General features: G+C 66.6%; 19 protein-coding genes. 6 read left to right on the top strand and 13 right to left on the bottom strand.

Annotation, left to right across the window (positions count from 1 at the left end; all coding sequences use genetic code 11):
- Window positions 1–64 precede the first annotated feature (64 nt).
- On the top strand, window positions 65–829 hold the full coding sequence (locus tag LL06_RS11110) for a phytochelatin synthase family protein (RefSeq protein ID WP_052161435.1): 765 nt from the start codon (window positions 65–67) through the stop codon (window positions 827–829).
- A gap of 66 nt (window positions 830–895) precedes the next feature.
- Here LL06_RS11110 and LL06_RS11115 read toward each other — a convergent pair whose 3' ends face one another.
- A complete protein-coding gene (locus tag LL06_RS11115) occupies window positions 896–2,218 on the bottom strand; it encodes a DNA polymerase IV (RefSeq protein ID WP_035526268.1) in 1,323 nt (440 codons plus the stop codon).
- 94 nt (window positions 2,219–2,312) lie between these two features.
- Between LL06_RS11115 and LL06_RS11120 the strand changes: the two genes are divergently transcribed.
- Window positions 2,313–2,891, top strand: coding sequence for a GNAT family N-acetyltransferase (locus LL06_RS11120; protein ID WP_035526271.1), 579 nt, complete (start codon window positions 2,313–2,315; stop codon window positions 2,889–2,891).
- A gap of 35 nt (window positions 2,892–2,926) precedes the next feature.
- Here LL06_RS11120 and LL06_RS11125 read toward each other — a convergent pair whose 3' ends face one another.
- The gene (locus tag LL06_RS11125) at window positions 2,927–3,577 is read right to left on the bottom strand and encodes a hypothetical protein (protein WP_081963908.1); all 651 of its coding nucleotides are present in this window, start codon (window positions 3,575–3,577) and stop codon (window positions 2,927–2,929) included.
- A 2-nt stretch (window positions 3,578–3,579) separates the two neighbouring features.
- Window positions 3,580–3,843 (bottom strand): DUF3572 domain-containing protein, encoded by a 264-nt coding sequence (locus LL06_RS11130; protein ID WP_035526274.1) that lies wholly within the window; start codon window positions 3,841–3,843, stop codon window positions 3,580–3,582.
- 219 nt (window positions 3,844–4,062) lie between these two features.
- Here LL06_RS11130 and LL06_RS11135 point away from each other — a divergent pair, with 219 nt between their 5' ends.
- Both LL06_RS11135 and LL06_RS11140 read left to right on the top strand, forming a co-directional pair.
- A complete protein-coding gene (locus LL06_RS11135; protein ID WP_035526276.1) occupies window positions 4,063–4,434 on the top strand; it encodes a response regulator in 372 nt (123 codons plus the stop codon).
- A 15-nt stretch (window positions 4,435–4,449) separates the two neighbouring features.
- Window positions 4,450–5,823, top strand: a complete 1,374-nt coding sequence (locus tag LL06_RS11140; RefSeq protein ID WP_035526279.1) for a PleD family two-component system response regulator — start codon at window positions 4,450–4,452, stop codon at window positions 5,821–5,823.
- Window positions 5,824–6,259: 436 nt separating this feature from the next.
- Here the strand turns inward: LL06_RS11140 and rpmG are convergent, their stop codons facing one another.
- From rpmG to topA, 6 genes are all read right to left on the bottom strand, one after another.
- Window positions 6,260–6,427, bottom strand: coding sequence for a 50S ribosomal protein L33 (gene rpmG / locus LL06_RS11145; RefSeq protein ID WP_007197024.1), 168 nt, complete (start codon window positions 6,425–6,427; stop codon window positions 6,260–6,262).
- Between the two features lie 91 nt (window positions 6,428–6,518).
- Window positions 6,519–7,703: an MFS transporter gene (locus tag LL06_RS11150; RefSeq protein ID WP_035526283.1), complete on the bottom strand. Its 1,185-nt coding sequence runs from the start codon at window positions 7,701–7,703 to the stop codon at window positions 6,519–6,521.
- Between the two features lie 11 nt (window positions 7,704–7,714).
- Window positions 7,715–8,434 carry an NUDIX domain-containing protein gene (locus tag LL06_RS11155; protein WP_345775679.1) on the bottom strand — a complete coding sequence of 240 codons (720 nt, stop codon included), beginning with the start codon at window positions 8,432–8,434 and terminating at the stop codon, window positions 7,715–7,717.
- Window positions 8,431–8,880 carry a DUF983 domain-containing protein gene (locus tag LL06_RS11160; RefSeq protein ID WP_052161436.1) on the bottom strand — a complete coding sequence of 150 codons (450 nt, stop codon included), beginning with the start codon at window positions 8,878–8,880 and terminating at the stop codon, window positions 8,431–8,433. The genes LL06_RS11155 and LL06_RS11160 overlap by 4 nt, the downstream gene beginning before the upstream one ends.
- Window positions 8,881–8,942: 62 nt before the next feature.
- The gene (gene rnr, locus LL06_RS11165) at window positions 8,943–11,318 is read right to left on the bottom strand and encodes a ribonuclease R (protein ID WP_173426118.1); all 2,376 of its coding nucleotides are present in this window, start codon (window positions 11,316–11,318) and stop codon (window positions 8,943–8,945) included.
- On the bottom strand, window positions 11,315–13,972 hold the full coding sequence (topA, locus tag LL06_RS11170; protein WP_035526289.1) for a type I DNA topoisomerase: 2,658 nt from the start codon (window positions 13,970–13,972) through the stop codon (window positions 11,315–11,317). The genes rnr and topA overlap by 4 nt, the downstream gene beginning before the upstream one ends.
- Before the next feature lie 253 nt (window positions 13,973–14,225).
- On the opposite strand from topA, the gene LL06_RS11175 reads away from it, so the two are divergent.
- Window positions 14,226–14,435: a hypothetical protein gene (locus LL06_RS11175; protein ID WP_035526292.1), complete on the top strand. Its 210-nt coding sequence runs from the start codon at window positions 14,226–14,228 to the stop codon at window positions 14,433–14,435.
- A gap of 15 nt (window positions 14,436–14,450) precedes the next feature.
- On the opposite strand, the gene dprA is transcribed toward LL06_RS11175, so the two are convergent.
- From dprA to LL06_RS11195, 4 genes are all read right to left on the bottom strand, one after another.
- The gene (gene dprA / locus LL06_RS11180) at window positions 14,451–15,602 is read right to left on the bottom strand and encodes a DNA-processing protein DprA (RefSeq protein ID WP_035526294.1); all 1,152 of its coding nucleotides are present in this window, start codon (window positions 15,600–15,602) and stop codon (window positions 14,451–14,453) included.
- The gene (gene plsY, locus LL06_RS11185; protein WP_152599569.1) at window positions 15,602–16,180 is read right to left on the bottom strand and encodes a glycerol-3-phosphate 1-O-acyltransferase PlsY; all 579 of its coding nucleotides are present in this window, start codon (window positions 16,178–16,180) and stop codon (window positions 15,602–15,604) included. The genes dprA and plsY overlap by 1 nt, the downstream gene beginning before the upstream one ends.
- An 87-nt stretch (window positions 16,181–16,267) precedes the next feature.
- A complete protein-coding gene (locus tag LL06_RS11190; protein WP_035526299.1) occupies window positions 16,268–17,545 on the bottom strand; it encodes a dihydroorotase in 1,278 nt (425 codons plus the stop codon).
- A complete protein-coding gene (locus LL06_RS11195) occupies window positions 17,542–18,474 on the bottom strand; it encodes an aspartate carbamoyltransferase catalytic subunit (RefSeq protein WP_035526330.1) in 933 nt (310 codons plus the stop codon). The genes LL06_RS11190 and LL06_RS11195 overlap by 4 nt, the downstream gene beginning before the upstream one ends.
- Before the next feature lie 129 nt (window positions 18,475–18,603).
- On the opposite strand from LL06_RS11195, the gene LL06_RS11200 reads away from it, so the two are divergent.
- Window positions 18,604–20,130, top strand: a 1,527-nt coding sequence (locus LL06_RS11200; protein ID WP_035526302.1) for an acyl-CoA dehydrogenase family protein, incomplete at its 3' end; no start/stop codon positions are given.

Raw genomic sequence — 20,130 nt, forward strand, 5'->3', positions numbered from 1 at the left:
GGCGATTGACGGCGGTCCGGGCGTTGGTACTATCGCTGATCTTCCCCGTTCAGGATCGTCGCCCATGCTCAAAATCATCCGCTTCGCCCGGCTTATTCCGGGGCTCGTGCTCGCGTCCTTCCTAGCGGTGGCAGGGGCTGCGGCCGGTGACGCGCCGCAACCCAAACTCGGGGCCAACGCGGTTCCGCTGACGGCCGACCATGCCTATCTGACCAAGGCGGCAGCGGCCGACTACTGGGCCTTCTCCGCCTTCGTCAAACCGCAATTCACCACCTCGGCCTGCTCGATCGCCGCCGTCACCGGCGCGCTCAACGGCCTGCGCGGCCTGCCGCCGCATGCCGAGGACACGGTGACGACCCAGCCGCAGATGCTCGATCTCGTGGCCGATCCCGAGTGGGCGACCCTCTCGGCGGAAGGCGGCGACGGAGTGAAGTTCGACCAGCTCGTGGCCTTCACCGGCAAGGCGCTCAAGGCCGCCGGCATGGAGGCCTACCGCACCGAGACGCTCAAACCCGCTGCCGAGGATGCCGCCACGCTCGACGCGGTGCGCGCGCTTCTCAAGGCCAATGAAGCCTCCGCGGACGACGCGCTGCTCTTGTATTTCAACCAGGGCGTGGTGACCGGCGACTGGGACGGGCCGCATGTCTCGGTGATCGGCGCCTATGACGCCGAGGCCGACAGGGTGCTCATCCTCGAGGTCGACCAGGAATGGTACATTCCCTACTGGACCCCGACATCCGTGCTGCTGAAGGCGATGCTCAAGCCCACCAGCGCCGAGCACGGCGTGCTCGAAGGCGAAACCGGCGGCCTCGTCCACATCGTCAAGTAGAGCCCGATTTCGATTCCGGACCATGCCCTTACAGGCGTTTCCGGACTCAGCTTCTCCAAACCTCCGCTACTTGTCGCGATCGCGCTGGGGCGCGGCTTCGCGGCCCCTGCCGAAGGTGTAGCCGGTCTCGACGATGTCGCGGCCGAACTTCTGCCGCACCTTGTCGATGGCGCTTTCAGCCACCGCCCGGCGCGCCGCCGCCGGATCCACGAGGTCGGGCGGGTCGGCGCGGGCGGCGTCGGTGAGGTCGGTGACGCCGATGCCGATCAGCCGAAACCGGTCCTGGCCGAGCTCGCGCTCGAGCAGGTGTAGCCCGGTGCGGAAGATCCGGTCGGCGAGCACCGTCGGGTCCTCGAGCTTGAAATTGCGCGTGCGGTTCTTGAAGTCCGGGGTCTTGAGCTTGAGCACCACTGTCTGCCCGGCGATGCCCGACGCCTTGAGCCGGGCCGAGACCTTCTCCGACAGCCGCCGCAGCACCGGCACCAGGTCGCTGGCCTGCGACAGGTCGGTGTTGAAGGTGGTCTCGGCCGACACGCTCTTGGCGCCCTCGTTGGGCTGGACCGTGCGCTCGTCCTCGCCGCGCGAGAGATGATAGAGCCGCTTGCCCATCACCCCGTAGCTGCGCATCAGCGCGGTCAGCTCCATGGTCTGCAATTGCCCGATGGTGCGGATGCCGTCGCGTTCGAGCGTGGCGGCGAAAGCCTTGCCCACGCCCCAGATCAGGCTCACCGGTCTGGGCGCCAGGAATGTCAGCGCCTCCTGCTTGCCGATCACCGAGAACCCGCGCGGCTTGTCGAGATCGGAAGCGACCTTGGCCAGGAACTTGCAGTAGCTGAGGCCGACCGACAGGGTGATGCCGACCTCGGCCTCGACGCGGGCGGCGAAGCGCGCCAGCGTCCGGGCAGGGGTGTCCTTGTGCAGCCGCTCGGTCCCGGCGAGGTCGAGAAACGCCTCGTCGATGGAGATCGGCTGCACCAGCGGCGTCAGCTCCTCCATCAGCCTGCGCACCTCGCGCCCGACGCGGGCGTATTTCTCCATGTCCGGCTTGAGCACGATCGCTTCGGGGCAGGCCTCGAGGGCCTTGAACATCGGCATCGCCGAGCGCACGCCGTGGATGCGGGCGATGTAGCAGCAGGTGGAGACCACGCCGCGCTTGCCGCCGCCGATGATCAACGGCTTGTCGGCGAGCTCGGGATTGTCGCGTTTCTCGACGGTGGCGTAGAACGCGTCGCAGTCCACATGCGCGAGCGTAAGCGCATCGATCTCGGGATGGCGGATAAGCCGCGGGCTGCCGCAGGCATGGCAGCGCCTGACGCCGTGGCGCGCGGGCGTCAGGCAGTCGCGGCAAAAGCCGGGCACCGGACGTAGGGGCGGAGGCGCTTGGGTCATCGACTCGTCGCGAGAGAACAAAGGTTGAACATTGGCAGATTACGCAATAATCTTGCGACTCACAAGCCTGCCGATCCAGCGAAAGCCAGCGCGCATGACCCTGACCATCCACCCCGTCACACCGGAGCTCTGGCCGAAGCTGGAGGCGCTGTTCGGCCCGCAGGGGGCCTGCTACGGCTGCTGGTGCACCTACTTCCGGCTGGCGCCGAAGCAGCGCGAGACCCTGAGCCACGACGACAAGAAGCAGATCCTGCGGCAGGCGACGCAGGCGCCGCTGCCGCCGGGCCTGATCGCGCTCGACGACGGCGAGCCGGTGGGATGGGTGCAGGTGACGCCGCGCGCCGATGTGCCGCGCTGGAACACCGACCGCACGGTCTCGCGGCCGCTCGACGGCGATGACCCGGCGGATCCGGGGCTCTGGGCGATCTCCTGCTTCTTCATCCAGGCCAAGCGACGCGGGCAGGGCATCAGCCACGTTCTGCTCGATGCGGCGGTCGCCCATGCGCGCGACAACGGCGCCCGGGTGGTCGAGGCCTGCCCGATGCTCAAGGCCAAGCAGTCGAAATCGGTCGGGCTGTTCGTCGGGTCCGTGTCGGTCTTCGAGAAGGCCGGGTTCACGACGGTCATCGAGCGCAAGCCCGGCAGGCCGCTGATGCGCCGGCTGCTGGAATGACGGCCAGGCCTGCCGTCTCCGCCGGGCCGCGCCGCTCAGCGCGCCGCGGCGAAATGCGCCCTGATCAGCTCTTCGGCATGGGGCCAGTCCAGGGCGATGTCGACGCCCTCGCCGGGATGCGGCGCCAGACCGCGAAAGATGTCGTTGGCGATCAGGTTGAGCAGCAGTGTGCCGGGAACGTGCTGGCGCACCGACTGCAGGTTGACGAAGATATCGTCGATGAACACCACCGGATGGGTCCGCGATCCGTGCAGAGCCAGCACGGCGGGACCCTTGGCGGCTTCGGTGGCGATCATCGGGTAATCGAAGCCGTGCAGGGTCAAGAGACGCCGCCGGACCGCGCGGTGGCGCGGCGGCATCGCCGTCAGGAAGACGATGTCGGCTTCCCCGGACAGCCGCGCGAGGCTGTCGGCGGCGGCGAGCACGGGCGTCTGCCAGGCGTCCTGTCCGGTGAAGAACGCCTCCAGCAGCCGCGCCACCTCATCCGCCGGGGTCTCTCCGCCATCGTCGAGGCTGAACACATTGCCGTTGAGGCGAAACGACGTCGGCCTGAGCTCATGGCCGTTGGCGGTGAGGAAGGCCTGGAAGGGCGTGACGAACTCCAGCACCACCTCGTCAATGTCGCAGACGATCAGCGGCCGCTCGCCCAGGACGATGTTGTCATGTTCGGCGTCGGGGATGAGCATGGTCACGCCTGGCTGCTCCCGCCAAGCGCATGGAAGGCGCGCGTAACGTCTTCGGGCCGGGTGCCGGTGGCGGCGCAGAACTCCATCAGCGTCGGCTCGTGGTTCATCAGGAACTCCAGCACGCCCGCCAGAAATCCGGGCTCCCTGGCGGCTTCGCGAAGATTGCCCGCTTCAAGGCCTGTCAGCGCCAGGAAGCGGCCCATCAGTTCGGGCTCGCCGGCCAGCCAGACCAGCACCCCGATCGCCGTATCTTCCGCATCCGCCATGGCTTTTCCGCCCCTCCATTTTGACTTGAGCCGCATTCGAAACGACCGATTACCACTTTTTCAACCTAATGGAACTAAGGTGTGGGCGTTGACGGGCATTGCGGATCGGATTTGTCGCACACAAATACGGCGCATCGCAGGTGAAAACCATCACCGGCAGCCGGCAACAACGGGATCCGGAAGGCGTATGGCCTGGCCGGATCGGGGATGGGAACGGATATGACAAAGCAGGTGATGATTGTTGAGGACAACGAACTCAACATGAAACTCTTCCGGGACCTGATCGAGGCGTCCGGCTACAAGACGATCCAGACGCGCAACGGCCTGGAGGCGATGGATCTCGCCCGCCTGCACCGTCCGGATCTGATCCTGATGGACATCCAGCTCCCCGAGGTTTCCGGTCTCGAAGTCACCAAATGGCTCAAGCAGGACGACGACCTGCACATGATACCGGTGATCGCGGTCACCGCCTTCGCCATGAAGGGCGACGAGGAGCGCATCCGCCAGGGCGGCTGCGAGGCCTATATCTCCAAGCCCATCTCGGTTCCCCGCTTCATCGAAACCATCAAGACCTATCTTGGCGATGCCTGAGGGCGGAGAGAACCCATGACCGCGCGCATCCTGGTGGTTGATGACATTCCGGCCAATGTGAAGCTTCTCGAGGCGCGGCTGATGGCCGAGTATTTCGAGGTCCTCACCGCCGCCGACGGGATCACCGCGCTCGACATCTGCGACCGGACTCCGGTCGACCTGATCCTGCTCGACATCATGATGCCCGGCATCGACGGGTTCGAGGTCTGCGAGCGGCTCAAGAGCAATCCGCGCACCGCCCATATTCCCGTCGTCATGGTGACGGCGCTCGACCAGCCGGCCGACCGCGTCCGCGGCCTCGAGGCCGGCGCCGACGATTTCCTGACCAAGCCGGTCAACGACCTGCAGCTCATGACCCGGGTCAAGAGCCTGATCCGTTTCAAGGCGCTGAGCGACGAACTCCGGCTTCGCGCCGAGACCGCGCGCAGCATCGGCCTGGAAACGCTGCTGGCGCCGCACCAGAGCCAGCTCGAGGAGCCCGGCATGGTGCTCCTGGTCGACAGCCGGGCCAACTCGCAGGACCGCATGAACCGCGCCCTGAAGGGCATCGCCGAGGTCACCGCCATCGGCGACCCGCAGGCGGCGCTGTTCGAGGCGGCCGAAAAGCCCTATGAGCTGGTGATCGTCTCGTCGTCGCTCGAGGACTATGATCCCCTGCGGCTCTGCTCGCAACTGCGCTCGCTGGAGCGCACGCGCTTCATTCCCATGCTGGTGGTGGCCGAGCAGGGCGAGGAGGAGCTGGTGATCCGGGCGCTGGAGCTCGGCGTCAACGACTACCTGCTGCGGCCGCTCGATCCCAACGAGCTGATCGCCCGCAGCGTCACCCAGATCCGCCGCAAGCGCTACACCGACCGGCTCCGGGCCAGCCTGTCGGAATCGATCGAATTCGCCGTCACCGACGCGCTCACCGGCTTGAACAACCGCCGCTATCTCGACACCCATCTGGCGACGCTGGTCGACCGGTCGAATCGCCGCGGCCGGCCGCTGTCGGTGCTGATTGCCGACATCGACCATTTCAAGGCGTTCAACGACGCCCATGGCCACGAAGGCGGCGATGATGTCCTGCGCCAGTTCGCCCGCCGTCTCAGGGGCGCGGTGCGCGGCGCCGACCTCGCCTGCCGCTATGGCGGCGAGGAATTCGTGGTGGTGATGCCGGACACGACGCCGGAAACCGCCGCCCAGGTGGCCGAGCGGCTGCGCGAGGAAGTCGCCACCCTGCCGTTCCGGGTTTCGGCATCGGGCGCCATGGTGCATGTGACCACGTCCGTCGGCATCGCGACGCTGGAAAAGGACGGCGAGGGCGCCGATTCGCTCATCCGCCGCGCCGACAAGGCGCTGTATCAGGCCAAGAATGACGGGCGCAACCGCGTCGTCGGCCAGGCCGCCTAGCGATATCCGGGCCGCAGCGGCACTCCCTGAGTCGGTGATTTCCCCTGAGCTCGTCCGCTTGTGCGCGCTTTGTTCCGCGCTTCATGTTTCATTAACTTTGTAATTAAAATTAACCACAATAGTGGACAGGCTGGAGACGAAGTTAAGAAACTATTGATTTTTTTCGAGATTGGTACAAATGTCCAATCCACATGCAGCGTTTTGGCACTGTCACAGAGACAGTCTATGATTGCTGGAATTCACGAAAACCCCATGATGTTCAGGTCCGCCGCATCTCCTGGGTCGTGGGGTGGCCGATCGAGATCAATGCACAGTGGCATCCTCGTTCCACGCATTAGTTTTGATCGGCCTTTGACACAAAAAACCCGCTTCCGGAAGGAAGCGGGTTTTTTGCTATTGGAGATATACGTCCTGCTGCCGGGCAGGGCGGCCAGGATTACTTGATCTTGGCTTCCTTGAATTCGACGTGCTTCTTGGCGATGGGATCGTACTTGGTCTTCACCATCTTGTCGGTGAAGGTACGGCTGTTCTTCTTGGTAACGTAGAAAAAGCCGGTGTCGGCGGTCGACAGGAGCTTGATCTTGATGGTGGTCGCCTTGGCCATGGTGTCTTGCCTTCTTCAAAAATGAAGCCGCGGACAGCACAGAGGCTCCACGGCGAAACTTGCGCGGAAACTACAAAAGCCCCGCTGAAAGTCAAGCCCGTTTTGGCCCCAGCACCATGCGAAACATGGTGAGAGCCACATAAAGCGCAAAAAAGAACGCCAGCGCCCAGGCAAAACCGTGATGGCCGGCCACATCCATGGCCGCGCCGATGGTCTGCGGGCCCACCAGCATGCCGAGCGCATAGCAGAACACGAAGGCCGCATTGGCCGAGGCGAGGTCCGCCCCGTGCAGCTTGTCGCCCAGATGCGCGAGACCGACCGTATAGAGGCCGGCGACGCTGCCGCCCCAGAACAGAAGGATCACCGCCGTCACCAGCCAGTTGTGGATCAGGAAGGGCAGGGCGAGCGAGCCGACCAGGCCGATGATGGCAAACAGCGACAGGAGCCTTCGCCGGTCGCCGATCCGGTCGGCGATCAGCCCGACCGGGATCTGGAACAGCACATTGCCGAGCCCCATCATCATCAAAAGGAGCGCACCCTGCGATTCGGTGAAGCCGGTGCGGTTGGCATAGACCGGAAACAGCGCCAGGCCGCCCGATTCCACCGCGCCGAATATGAACACCGCGGCGGTCGCCGTCGGCACCAGGAAGATGTAGCGCATGAAATGATAATTGGGGGCGGCGTCGATCACCGGGTTTTCCTTGCGCGCCATCAGGATCGGCACGGCCGCGAGCAGGATCACGCCGGCGCCGATCGCAAACGGCAGGATGCCTTCCGACCCGATCACCGAGAAGATCAGCGGCCCCGCCGCAAAGCCGAGCGAGAGCACCGTGGCGTAGATGCCGAGCACCAGGCCCCGGCGCGACGGCGGCGCGGCGGTGTTGATCCAGAATTCCGACAGCACGAACAGGATGGTGATGGCGCCGTGGAACACGATGCGCAGAGGAAACCACATCCACAGCGCCTCGGCGAAATAGAACCCGAGCGCGCTGATCGCGGCGGCGACGATCGAGGCCACCATGGTGTTGACCACGCCCAGCCGCTGCGCGATCATCGTCGAGAGCGGCGCGGCGACCATCGCCGCCACCCCGGCCATGGCCGAATTCAGGCCGATCATCGTCGACGACACGCCGCGCTTCTCGAGAATGACCGACAACAGCGGCAGCCCCAGGCCGATGGCGATGCCGACCGCGGTGATCGCCGCCACGGCTGCAATCAGGGCTGGCCAGTGAATTACCTCGCGGACCGCCGGGTTGCGTAAGGGTGACTGATCCATCTGGGTTGGCCTTAAATCAATTCGCGAACAAAATGTCCGTTGCGGAAATAGTAAAACGGAACCGCCCTGCCGAACGGCAAGGACGGATCCTCCTCGAGCGCCTTGACGACGTCGGTGAGGATCACCTTGGTTATCCTGGGCAGGGGATGGCTGTCATGCGCGTCGACCGGCAGCCATCTCAGGTCATGCAGTTCGTCGCTGTCCCGGATCGCTGACGGATCCAGTCCGAGTTCGTCGCAGAAACAGGTGAAGAACCGTGTGTCGAACCGCCGCGGCTGGCCCGGAGGCGTGATCGCCCGGGCGAGATAGCGAAAATGCGAGACGTCGGGTCTGAGGCTGCCCTCGTATTCGGCGGGCGTCAGCGAAAGATGCGCCTCCTCGTGCATCTCGCGCGCCGCCGCCACCGCCAGGCCGCGCGCGGCCTGGGCATGAAACCGGGCCTTCGTCCGCTGCATCAGCTTGTCGGCCACCGCATCGCCCAGCGGGCGCGCCAGCGGCGTGCGGTTGTCGCCGGGATCGCGCCGGCCGCCGGGGAAGACATAGAGATCGGGCATGAAGGCGTGGCCCTTGCCGCGCTTGCCCAGAAGCGCGCGCGGCACCGCATGGGACCGGTCCAGCAGGATCAGCGCGGCGGCGTCGCGCGGCGTACGCGGCGCATGGCGCTTGGCGCTCATCCCGGCCCGGTGGTCTTCCGTGAGAACGTCGATCTTCACGGCGCCGCTGTCATTCATCGCGCATCCTCATAGGCGGGCTCGGCAAGCATCGGTTCTTCCGATTGGCCGTCGAACCCGTGCATACGCAAGGCCCATTGCAGGCCGATGACCCCGCCCTTGAGCGGCGGCAGCAAGGCCAGCGTCAGGATCACCGTGACCGGAATCCAGATCGCCAGATGCTGCCAGCTTTCGAGCACCAGCCAGGTGTCGGTGGCCATGAAGCCGGCGACGACGATGTGGCCGACGATGAAGATCGCCAGATAGGGCGGAAAATCGTCGGCGCGGTGGTGGTGCATTTCCTCGCCGCAGGCGGCGCAGGCGTCGACCGGCTTGAGGAAGGCCCGGAACAGCCGGCCTTCGCCGCAATTGGGGCATCGTCCGAGCAGGCCGCGCTTGACCGCGCGGAACGTCTCGCGGGGTCCGTCCTGTGCATCCTTGGATGTCGTGCCGCCGAATTCGAGCATCGCTCTTCTCCTGATCTCGAGCGGACGCCGGGTGGCGCCGCTGGTTTTCCTGTTGCGCCCCGTCAGCGCCGCCCGCGCGCCGGGCGGGTTCCGGGCTTCTTCGGGCCGCCGCGCCGCGCCCTGCCGGACTTGTGGAACGACTTGGCGCCGGCGGGCATCTTGTGCCCTTCGCTCAGCATCTCGAAGCGCATCGACCCGGCCAGCGGAATCACCTCCACCAGTTTGACCTCCACGCTGTCGCCCAGCCGGTAACCCAGCCCGGTTTTCTGTCCCGTCAACGCCTGATGAGCCTCATCGTAGATATAGTAGTCAAGACCGAGAGTTGAAACCGGGACGAAGCCGTCTGCGCCAAATTGCGGCAGGCTGATGAAAAGCCCGGATTTGGTGACGCCGGAGATCCGCCCGTCAAAGGCTTCGCCGATGCGACCGGCGAGATGGTGGGCCACCAGCCGATCCACCGTGTCGCGCTCGGCGGCCATGGCGCGGCGCTCGGTGACGGAAATCTCGGCGGCGATGTCCTCGAGCTGAGCCTCTTCCGCCGGCGTGATGCCGCCTTCGCCCAGTCCGAGGCTGCCCACCAGCGCGCGATGCACGATCAGGTCCGCATAGCGGCGGATCGGCGAGGTGAAATGGGCATATTTCATCAGGTTGAGGCCGAAATGGCCGAGGTTCTCCGGCGAATAGATCGCCTGGCTCTGGCTGCGCAGCACCATCTCGTTGACCATGATCTGATGCGGCTCGCCCGAGACGCGGGCGAGGATGCCGTTGAACGCGCTGGCCCGCACCGCGGCGCCGCGCGCCAGCGACAGGCCGAGCGTGCCCAGGAACTCGCGCAGCACCTCCTGCTTGGCGAGCGACGGCTGGTCGTGGACCCGGTAGATCAGCGGCTGCCTGCGCTTTTCCAGCGTCTCCGCCGCGGCCACGTTGGCCTGGATCATGAATTCCTCGATCAGCCGGTGCGCGTCGAGCCGCTCGGGCACGATCACCCTGTCGACCTTGCCCTCGGGCGTGAGCAGGATCTTGCGTTCGGGCATGTCGAGATCGAGCGGCTGGCGGCGGTTGCGCTCACGCTTCAACACCGCGTAGGCGTTCCACAGCGGCTTCAGGACAGGCTCGAGCAGCGGGCCGGTCTGGTCGTCGGGATTGCCGTCGATCGCCGCCTGGGCCTGCTGGTAGGATAGCTTGGCGGCACTCTTGATCATCACCCGGTGAAAGTGATGGGAAATCTTGCGGCCTTCGGCCGAAAACACCATGCGCAGCGCCAGCGCCGGCCGGTCCTCGCCCTGGCGCAGCGAGCACAGGTCGTTGGAGATCCGTTCGGGCAGCATCGGCACCACCCGGTCGGGGAAATAGGCCGAGTTGCCGCGCTTCAGCGCTTCCCGGTCGAGCGCCGAGCCGGGGCGCACATACCAGGACACGTCGGCGATCGCCACCGTGGCGATGATGCCGCCGGGATTGTCGGGCGAGGGGTCTTCCTCGGCGAAGACCGCGTCGTCGTGATCCTTGGCGTCGCTCGGGTCGATGGTGACGAGCGGCATGCGCCGCCAGTCCTCGCGTCCGCCCGCAAGCGGCGCGGACCTGGCTTCCTCGGCGGCCTTGAGGACTTCGGCCGGAAACACATGCGGAATGCCGTGCGAGTGGATGGCGATCATCGAGATCGCCTTCTCGCCCTCGACCGAACCCAGCACCGTGTGCACCCTGGCGCGCGGCAGGCCCATGCGGGCCGTGCCCGCGGTTTCCACCTCCACCAGGTCGCCGTCCTTCGCGTCCTTGGTGGAGTCGGGGTCGATCGCGAATTCCTCGCCGCGCCGTTCGATCGGCATCAGCCTGCCGCCGCCGCCGGGCGTCGCGCGGAAGACCCCGAGAACGAGGCCCTCGCGCCGGTCGAGGATCTTCATGATGCGGGCGGTGTAGGTGGTTTTCGCACCGTGCGTGGTGGCGAAGATCCGCGCCAGGACCTTGTCGCCGATGCCGGCCGCGGTCGAGGGCGTGCGGCTCTTGCCGCGATCGCGCCCGGCATTGGATTGCCTCACGGTGACGACCGGGGCGGCGCCATGATCCTCGAGCCATTCCGCCGGACGCGCGATCAGGTCGCCGTCGGGGCTGCGCATGGTGATCTCGATCACCGTCACCGCGGGCAGGGTGCCCGGACGCCTGAGCATCTTGCGGTCGCGCTCGATCAGGCCCTCGTCCTCGAGCTCGCGCAGCAGGTCCTTGAGCTCCGCGCGGGTGTCGCCCTTGAGGCCGAAGGCCTTGGCGATGTCGCGCTTGGAGGCGCGATCAGGGTTCTCGCCGAGAAAGCGCAGGATCGTGTCCCTGTCGGGAAGATCGCCGCGGCGGAACTGCGGGCGCTCTTCCCCCGCCGGCGCATCCGGTGTCCCGGGTTTCGGCTTGCCGGTCTTGGGTCCGGATGGGCGGGGCGGGTGTCCCAATGTCAGTCCTTCTTCGCCTTGGCGGATGCGGGTTTCTTGGCGGCGGCCTTCGGCTTGGCTGCCTTCTTGGCGGCGGGCGCCTTCTTTGCCGCGGCTTTCTTGGCCGGCGCCTTCTTGGCCGGGGCCTTCTTGCCGGACGCGCCGGCCTTCGCCGTGATCATCTCGAGCGCTTCCTCGAGCGTCACCTCGGTCGGCGCCTTGTCTTTGGGCAGCGTCGCATTGACCTTGCCCCAGTTGACATAGGGCCCGTATTTGCCGTCGCGCACCGTGACCGGGCCGCCATCGGGATGGTCGCCCAGCGTCTTCAGCGCCGCCGGCGTTCCCCGTCCGCGGCCGGGACCCTTGGCGGCCTTCTCGGCAATGACCGTGACCGCGCGGTTGAGGCCGATGGAGAACACGTCCTCGATGGTCTCGAGATTGGCGTAGCCGCCGTCATGCAGCAGGAACGGACCGTAGCGGCCGAGCCCGGAGGAAATCATCTTTCCCGTTTCCGGGTGCTGGCCGATGTCGCGCGGCAGGCTGAGCAGGGCCAGCGCCTTCTCGTGGTCGATCGAATCCACCGTCCATCCCTTGGGCAGGCTGGAGCGCTTGGCCTCCTTGCCCTCGCCGCGCTGGACATAGGGACCGAACCGGCCGGTGCGCAGGGTGATGGGTTCTTCCGTGTGCGGGTCCTTGCCGAGGTCGCGCGGCTCGTTGGACAGCGCCGCGTCGCCCTCGCTGGTCTGGTCGTTGGACAATTGCCGGGTGAAGTTGCAGTCGGGATAGTTCGAGCAGCCGACGAAGGCGCCGTACTTGCCGAGCTTGAGCGACAGGTTGCCGGTGCCGCAGGTGGGGCAGATGCGCGGGTTCGAGCCGTCCTCACGCACCGGGAAGACGAGCGGCGCCAGCGCCTCGTTGAGGGCGTCGAGCACCTGGGTGACACGCAGGTCCTTGGTCTCGTCGAGATGGGCGTGGAACTCGGTCCAGAATTCCCTGAGCACGTCCTTCCAGGCCAGTTCGCCGGCTGAGATCCGGTCGAGCTTCTCCTCGAGATCGGCGGTGAAGCCGAACTCGACATAGCGCTCGAAGAAGTTCTCCAGGAACGCGATCACCAGGCGGCCCTTGGCCTCCGGGATCAGCTTGCGCTTGTCGATGACCACGTATTCGCGGTCGCGGAGGGTGGCGAGCGTCGAGGCATAGGTCGAGGGCCGGCCGATGCCCAGCTCTTCCATCTTCTTGATGAGCGAGGCTTCCGAATAGCGCGGCGGCGGCTCGGTGAAGTGCTGCGTGGCGTTGATCTTGTCCTTGGCGAGTTTTTCCTGCGCGTTGATCTCGGGCAGGCGGGCATCGTCGTCATCGTCGCCGTCCGGCTGCTCGCCGTCTTCCTTGGCGTCGGTATAGGCGGCGATGAAGCCGTCGAAGCGGATCACCGATCCGGTGGCGCGCAGGCCCGCGGTCTTGCCGTCCTTGGTGGCGGTGATGTCGACCGTGGTGCGCTCGATCTCGGCCGAGGCCATCTGGCTGGCGATGGCGCGCTTCCAGATCAGGTCGTAGAGCTTGAGCTGGTCGGCGTCGAGATAGCGCTTGACGTCGTCGGGGGCGCGCTCGAAGCCGGTCGGGCGGATGGCTTCGTGGGCTTCCTGGGCGTTCTTGGCCTTTGTCGTGTAGATGCGCGGCTTCTCCGGCCGGTAGCGATCGCCGAAGCGGTCGGCGATGGCGGCGCGGGCCTCGTCGATGGCTTCGGGCGCCATCTGCACGCCGTCGGTTCGCATATAGGTGATGAGACCGACGGTCTCGCCGCCGATGTCGATGCCTTCATAGAGCCGCTGCGCCACCTGCATGGTGCGCGAGGCGTTGAAGCCGAGCTTCGACGAGGCCGCCTGCTGCAGCGTCGAGGTGGTGAAGGGGGCGGACGGGTTGCGCCGCGTGGGCTTGGCCTCGACGCTGTCGGCGACGAAGGACGCGCCCTCGAGCATCTCCTTGATCTGGCCGGCCAGTTCGCCGCCGGTGACCGACATCCGGGTCATCTTCTCGCCGTTGTGGGAGGTCAACCGGGCGGTGAAGCCGTCGCCGCGCGGGGTCTTGAGGTCGGCGGAGATCTGCCAGTACTCTTCCGAGTTGAAGCGTTCGATCTCGCTCTCGCGGTCGCAGACGAGCCTGAGCGCCACCGACTGGACGCGGCCGGCCGAGCGGGCGCCGGGCAGCTTGCGCCACAAGACCGGCGACAGGTTGAAGCCCACCAGGTAGTCGAGCGCCCGGCGCGCCAGATAGGCGTCGACCAGCGGCGTGTCGATCTGGCGCGGATGTGCCATGGCATCCAGCACCGACTTCTTGGTGATCGCGTTGAAGACCACGCGGGAGACGGTCTTGTCTTTCAGCGCCTTCTTCTTGGTCAGGACCTCGAGCACATGCCAGGAAATCGCCTCGCCCTCGCGGTCCGGGTCGGTTGCGAGAATGAGCGAGTCCGCGACCTTGAGCGCGTCGGTGATGTCCTTGAGCCGCTTGTTGGAGGCGGTGTCGACTTCCCACGACATGGCGAAGTCCTCGTCGGGGAGAACCGAGCCGTCCTTGGCCGGCAGATCGCGGACATGGCCGAACGAGGCCAGCACCTTGTACCCGCTTCCGAGGTATTTGTTGATCGTTTTTGCCTTCGCAGGCGATTCGACTACCACTACATTCATAAGGTTGCTCGCACTCGGGCCTGGAATCCGGCAAGCCGCGCGAATTCGCGCCGTGCCGATTTGGCCCACGAAATGTACAGGGAAATCGGTGCGGTCAAGTCCATCTTCCGAATTACAGCCATTTCACAACCCGAATACAACCCATGCGCGATTACAACTGTATTGCAATTTAAGATATTTTAGCTATCGTATCATCAGCAACTGCCTGGCCGCCTGCGATGAGCGGTTGCATCGACAGAACGGGGAAATCACGATGCCAACCCGGCCCCCCCAAGGCTCACTGGAGAAGGCCCGAACGGAGCAGAACCTGGCTTATATCAGGCAGATGCTGGCCGAACTGCGCGTGGTTGCGGCCAATGAAAACGCCGACATGCTCTGCTACCTGATCGAGATGGCCTATATCGAGGCGGGCGATGTCCTGGCCGGTCACCGGCCGCTGACCCTGGCCGGGACCTTGCGCTGACGGCTTCGGGTTCCCTTAAAGCTCATCGCAGGCGAGCGACACCATGCCGCCGGGATGCCGGTGCAGCCGTCCGGCAAGATCCAGCTCGAGCAGCACCAGATAGACCGTCGCCGCCGCCACGCCGGTGTGCCGGATGATGTCGTCGATGTCGGCCGGCGAGGGTCCCAACGCCTCGATCACGCGGGCGCGGTCATCGTCGCGCGGCGCCTCGAACGGACCCTCGTCCCCGGTGCCGGGTTCCTCCATCACCGGCTCGTCATCGGAGAACATCCGGCTCGACGGCGCCAGCGCGTCGATCACGTCGCGGCTTTCGGTGGTGACGATCGCGCCCTCCTTCAGCAGCCCGTTGGTGCCCACGGCGCGCGGATCGAGCGGCGAGCCGGGAACGGCGAAGACCAGCCGGCCGAAATCGGCCGCCCGCCGCGCGGTGATCAGCGAGCCGGAGCGCTGCGCCGCCTCGATCACCACCAGGCCCAGGCTGATGCCGGCGATCAGCCGGTTGCGCCGCGGGAAATCGCGGGCCCGCGGCTCCCAGCCCATCGGCATCTCGCTGATGGCGAGGCCGCCGCCGGCGCAGATCTCGCGGTAGAGGTCGAGGTTCTCGGGCGGGTAGGGCTGGTCGAGGCCGCCGGCGAGCGCGGCGATGGTGCCGGTCTCCAGGCTCGCCCGGTGGGCCGCCGCATCGATGCCGCGCGCCAGGCCCGAGACCACGACATAGCCCGCGGCCCCAAGCTCGCGCGCCATCCGTGCGGCCATCTTCGCACCCGACACCGAGGCGTTGCGCGCGCCGACGACGCCGACGGACGCCGTTGTCGCTAGCGACAGATCGCCTTTGGCGGCGATCAGCGGTGGCGCGCCGTCGATGCGCCGCAGGGCCGGCGGATAGTCCGGCTCGCCGATGCCGATGAACACGGCGCCGAATTTGCGCGCCGCCTCGAGTTCGGCTTCCGCATCGGCGACGCTGGCGACCCTGATCGACCGCGCCGAGCCGCCGCGCCGGGACAGTTCGGGCAGTTGCTCGATCGCCGTCTCGGCGGATCCGAAATGGTTGATCAGGTCGCGGAACGTGGCGGGGCCGACATTGTCGGAACGGATCAGGCGCAGCCAGGAGAGCCGCTGGCGATCGGAAAGGATGACACCGCGTCTCCCTTCGCCGCCGCCGGACATCAGCTTTTGTCCCCGATCCGGCCTTCGGTGCCCGACAGCAACCGGCCGATGTTCTGGTGATGCTTGAGGATGGTGATCACCGACAGGACCACGAACAGCGACGCCACTTCCGGCCGGTCATAGAGATAAAGTGCGACCGGCACCGCCACCGCCGCGCTCAGCGCCGCCAGCGACGAGTAGCGGAACAGCTTGGCCATGCCGAGCCAGACCGCGGCGAAGACCAGCACGATCATCGGCGCCAGGCCCAAGAGCACGCCCAGATAGGTGGCCACGCCCTTGCCGCCCTTGAACTTGAGCCAGACCGGATAGAGATGGCCCAGGAACGCGCCAAGCCCGGCGATCAGCGCCGCTTCCATGCCGAGAACGTAGCGCGCGGCGACCACCGCCACAGTGCCCTTGAGCGCATCGGCGAGCAGCGTCAGCGCCGCGAGCTTCTTGTTGCCGGTGCGCAGCACGTTGGTGGCGCCGATATTGCCCGAGCCGATCTTGCGCACGTCGCCCAGGCCCGCCATCCGGGTCAGGATCAGGCCGAAGGGGATCGAACCGCACAGATATCCGCCAAGGAGCGCGGCGAGCATTTCGGGCGTCGAAAGGGACCAACTCACCAGATCGGGCACGAGGGTATTCTCCGTAGGAATGCGCCGGAACGGCAGGGGACGCGGCGGTCAGGCGCGATGGACTGTGACACCCGCAACCAGTGTTTGCAATACCTTGCCGCTGAAACGGGCGTCCTCGAACGGGCTGTTCTTGGATTTCGAGACGATGTCGTCCTTGGACAGCACCCAGGGATAGTCGGGATCGATGAGCGCGATGTCGGCGCTCGCCCCGGGAGCGAGCGTTCCCGCGTCGAGACCGAGGATCCGGGCCGGTCGGGTCGACAGGGCGTCGACCAGCCGCATCAGCGGCACGTCGCCCGCATGATAGAGCCGGAGCGCCGCGGCCAGAAGGGTCTCGAGCCCGATCGCGCCGTTCTCGGCGTCGGCGAAGGGCAGGCGCTTGGTGTCGACATCCTGCGGGTCATGCGCCGAGACGATGATGTCGATGGCGCCGTCGGCAAGCGCCGCCACCATGGCGACCCGGTCATCCTCGGTGCGGAGCGGCGGCGACAGCCGGAAGAAGGTGCGATACTCGCCGATGTCGGTCTCGTTCAGGGTCAGATGGTTGATCGAGATGCCGGCCGTCACCTTGAGGCCGTTGGCCTTGGCCGTGCGGACGATGTCGGCCGATTGCGGCACCGAAATGCTCATGGCGTGATAGCGCGCGCCGGTGAGCCCCGCGAGCCTCAGATCGCGTTCGAGCGGAATGATCTCGGCCTCGCGCGGGATCCCGGGCAGGCCGAGCCAGCTCGCGAACAGGCCCTCGTTCATCACGCCCGTTGCGCCGAGCCGCCGGTCCTGCGTCGCCACCGCGATCACCGCGTCGAAATCGCGCGCATAGGTCATGGCGCGGCGCATCACCGCCGGGTTGTCGACCGTGTGCCGGCCGTTGCTCAGCCACACGGCGCCGGCTTCGAGAAGCAGGCCGAACTCGGTCATCTCCTCGCCCTTGAGCCCCTGGGTCAGCGCCGCGGCCGGATAGACATGGACGACCGCCTCGTCGCGCGCCAACCGCTGGACGTAATCGACCAGCGCCACGTCGTCGATCACCGGATCGGTGTCGGGCATCATGATGATCGAGGTGACGCCGCCCCGGGCCGCCGCCCGGCTCGCCGAGGCGATGGTCTCGCGGTGCTCTGCGCCGGGTTCGCCGATATGGACGCAGGCGTCGACCAGGCCGGGGATGGCGATCAGGCCCGCGCAGTCCTCGATCTCGGCGTCGGCCGGAACCGTGGCAGTCGCGCCGATGGCCGCGATCCTGCCGTCGACGATGACGATGGCGCCGGTCTCGTCCATCTGCGAGGACGGATCGATGATCCGGACATTGGCGAGTACCCGCGGCTTCATGGCTGGTTCCCTTCGGACAGCATCAGCGTCTCCATCACCGCCATGCGCACCGCGACCCCCATCTCGACCTGCATCTCGATCACGCTCTGCGGACCGTCGGCGATGTCGGAGGCGATCTCGACGCCGCGGTTCATCGGGCCCGGATGCATTACCAGCGCGTCGGGCTTGGCAAGGCTCAGCTTGTCGGCATCGAGCCCGTAATAGCGGAAATATTCCCTGACCGAAGGCACGAAGGAGCCGGCCATGCGCTCGCGCTGCAACCGCAGCATCATCACCACATCGGCGTCCCTGAGACCGTCCTCCATGCGCCGGAACACTTCCACGCCCATCTCGGCAATCCCGGAAGGCAGCAAAGTCGAGGGAGCAATCACGCGAACGCGTGCGCCGAGCGCATTGAGCAGCAGGATGTTGGAGCGGGCGACGCGCGAATGCAGCACGTCGCCGCAGATGGCCACGGTCAGCCGGGCGACCTTGCCCTTGGTGCGGCGGATGGTGAGCGCGTCGAGCAGAGCCTGGGTTGGGTGCTCGTGCGCCCCGTCGCCGGCATTGATCACCGGGCAGCCGACCTTCTGCGACAACAGCGCCACGGCGCCGGCGGAGGAATGGCGCACGATCAGCACGTCCGGCCGCATGGCGTTGAGCGTCATCGCGGTGTCGATCAGGGTCTCGCCCTTCTTGACGCTCGAATTGGCCACCGACATGTTCATCACGTCGGCGCCGAGCCGCTTGCCGGCGAGCTCGAACGAGGCCTGCGTCCGGGTGGAGGCTTCGAAGAACAGGTTGATCTGGGTCAGGCCGCGCAGCGTCGAGGTCTTCTTGTCGCGCCGGCGGGAAATCTTCACCGCCTCGTCCGCCTTGTCGAGCAGAAAGAGGATGTCCTGCTCCGAAAGCCCCTTGATTCCGAGAAGGTGGCGGTGCGGAAATGACATCGTGGGTCCCATAGGATTGAAGACGTGTGCGGTCTATAGAAAGGTTCCGGGGCAGGGGCAAGCTTGCGCCGCCCCGAAAAGCGCTGTGTCCCCATGCAAAACCGCGCGAATCCCTGTAAGCGAGGTCCGATGAGCCCGATCCAAGCCTTTGGCCCCCAGGCCGAGAACCAGAGCCCGCCCTTTTCCGGGCACAATGCCTATCGCGCCGATCCGCTTCTCAAGGATATCGCCGCCGACATGCCGCGTGCGTTGCGCGATGATTTCGAGACCGTGGGCAAGTTCGTGGCCTCCGCGGAGGCGCAGGACCTGGCCCGCATTGCCAACCGCGCCGTGCCGGAACTGAGGACCCATGACGCCTCGGGCAACCGCATCGACCAGGTGGATTTCCATCCGAGCTGGCACGCGCTGATGCGCCGCTCGGTCTCGGTCGGGCTGCAGGGCTCGGTCTGGGAGGGGCGCCGCGAGGAAAAGGGCTTCGCCCACCAGGCCCGCGCCATCCGCTTCTATCTCACCGCGGGGCTCGAATGCGGCCATCTCTGCCCGCTCACCATGACCAATGCCTCGATCGCCGCGATCATGGCCTCGCCGCGAATCGAAAAGGCCTGGGCGCCGCAGATCGTCTCGCGCCGCTATGATTCGAGCCACCGCCCGGCCATGCAGAAATCCGGCGTCACCATCGGCATGGGCATGACCGAGAAACAGGGCGGCACCGATGTGCGCGCCAACCAGAGCCGGGCGGTCCGCGCCGGCGAGGGCGTCTACCGGCTGTCGGGGCACAAATGGTTCATGTCCGCGCCGATGTCGGACGCCTTCGTCATGCTCGCCCAGACCGGCCAGGAGGGCGACGGCGATCTGAGCTGCTTCCTGGTGCCGCGCATCCTGGAAGACGGCAGCCTCAACGGCTTGCGGCTGCAGCGGCTGAAGGACAAGCTCGGCAACCGCTCCAACGCCTCCTCCGAGGTCGAGTTCGAAAACACCTTCGGCTTTCTCCTGGGCGGCGAGGGCGAGGGCATCCGCACCATCCTCGACATGGTGACGCTGACCCGGCTCGACTGCGCGCTGGCCTCGGCCGGCATGATGCGCGCGAGCCTCGCCGAAGCGGTGCACCATTGCCGCCACCGCCGCGTCTTCGGGCAACTGCTGATCGACCAGCCGCTGATGATCCGCGTGCTCGCCGATCTCGCGCTCGACACGGCGGCGGCCACGGCGCTGTCGCTGCGCCTGGCCCGCGCCTTCGACAATGCCCGCGACAACCCCGCCGAGGCCGCCATCGCCCGGCTGATGACGCCGGTGGTGAAATACTGGGCCTGCAAGATCGCGCCGTCGGTCATCTACGAGGTGATGGAGTGCATGGGCGGCAACGGCTATGTCGAGGAGCGCGCCGTCGCCCGGCATTACCGCGAGGCGCCGGTCAACGCCATCTGGGAAGGGTCGGGCAATGTCATGGCGCTCGACGTGCTCAGGGTGCTTACCCGCGGCCGCGACCTGTGCGAGGTCGCGCTCGACAGCATCAATGCCGATCTCGGTCCTGCCGGCCCGCGCACCGTCGATGTGCTGAGGGCCTGCATGGCGGTGGCCGAGCGCGACGAGGGGGCGGCACGGATGCTCACCGAGCAACTGGCGCTCGCGGCCGCCGCGGCCGAACTGACCCGGCTC

Source organism: Hoeflea sp. BAL378, from assembly GCF_000759435.1.
Taxonomy (GTDB): domain Bacteria; phylum Pseudomonadota; class Alphaproteobacteria; order Rhizobiales; family Rhizobiaceae; genus Hoeflea.

Coding starts and splice junctions, on each gene's coding strand:
- dprA (WP_035526294.1), bottom strand. CDS start 15,602: ATGTCCGGCGGCGGCGAAGGGAGACGCGGTGTCATCCTTTCCGATCGC.
- topA (WP_035526289.1), bottom strand. CDS start 13,972: ATGAATGTAGTGGTAGTCGAATCGCCTGCGAAGGCAAAAACGATCAAC.
- LL06_RS11160 (WP_052161436.1), bottom strand. CDS start 8,880: ATGCTCGAATTCGGCGGCACGACATCCAAGGATGCACAGGACGGACCC.
- LL06_RS11195 (WP_035526330.1), bottom strand. CDS start 18,474: ATGTCATTTCCGCACCGCCACCTTCTCGGAATCAAGGGGCTTTCGGAG.
- LL06_RS11135 (WP_035526276.1), top strand. CDS start 4,063: ATGACAAAGCAGGTGATGATTGTTGAGGACAACGAACTCAACATGAAA.
- LL06_RS11150 (WP_035526283.1), bottom strand. CDS start 7,703: ATGGATCAGTCACCCTTACGCAACCCGGCGGTCCGCGAGGTAATTCAC.
- plsY (WP_152599569.1), bottom strand. CDS start 16,180: ATGCTCGCCGCGCTCCTTGGCGGATATCTGTGCGGTTCGATCCCCTTC.
- LL06_RS11115 (WP_035526268.1), bottom strand. CDS start 2,218: ATGACCCAAGCGCCTCCGCCCCTACGTCCGGTGCCCGGCTTTTGCCGC.
- LL06_RS11175 (WP_035526292.1), top strand. CDS start 14,226: ATGCCAACCCGGCCCCCCCAAGGCTCACTGGAGAAGGCCCGAACGGAG.
- LL06_RS11155 (WP_345775679.1), bottom strand. CDS start 8,434: ATGAATGACAGCGGCGCCGTGAAGATCGACGTTCTCACGGAAGACCAC.
- rpmG (WP_007197024.1), bottom strand. CDS start 6,427: ATGGCCAAGGCGACCACCATCAAGATCAAGCTCCTGTCGACCGCCGAC.
- LL06_RS11130 (WP_035526274.1), bottom strand. CDS start 3,843: ATGGCGGATGCGGAAGATACGGCGATCGGGGTGCTGGTCTGGCTGGCC.
- LL06_RS11125 (WP_081963908.1), bottom strand. CDS start 3,577: ATGCTCATCCCCGACGCCGAACATGACAACATCGTCCTGGGCGAGCGG.
- LL06_RS11110 (WP_052161435.1), top strand. CDS start 65: ATGCTCAAAATCATCCGCTTCGCCCGGCTTATTCCGGGGCTCGTGCTC.
- LL06_RS11140 (WP_035526279.1), top strand. CDS start 4,450: ATGACCGCGCGCATCCTGGTGGTTGATGACATTCCGGCCAATGTGAAG.
- LL06_RS11120 (WP_035526271.1), top strand. CDS start 2,313: ATGACCCTGACCATCCACCCCGTCACACCGGAGCTCTGGCCGAAGCTG.
- LL06_RS11190 (WP_035526299.1), bottom strand. CDS start 17,545: ATGAAGCCGCGGGTACTCGCCAATGTCCGGATCATCGATCCGTCCTCG.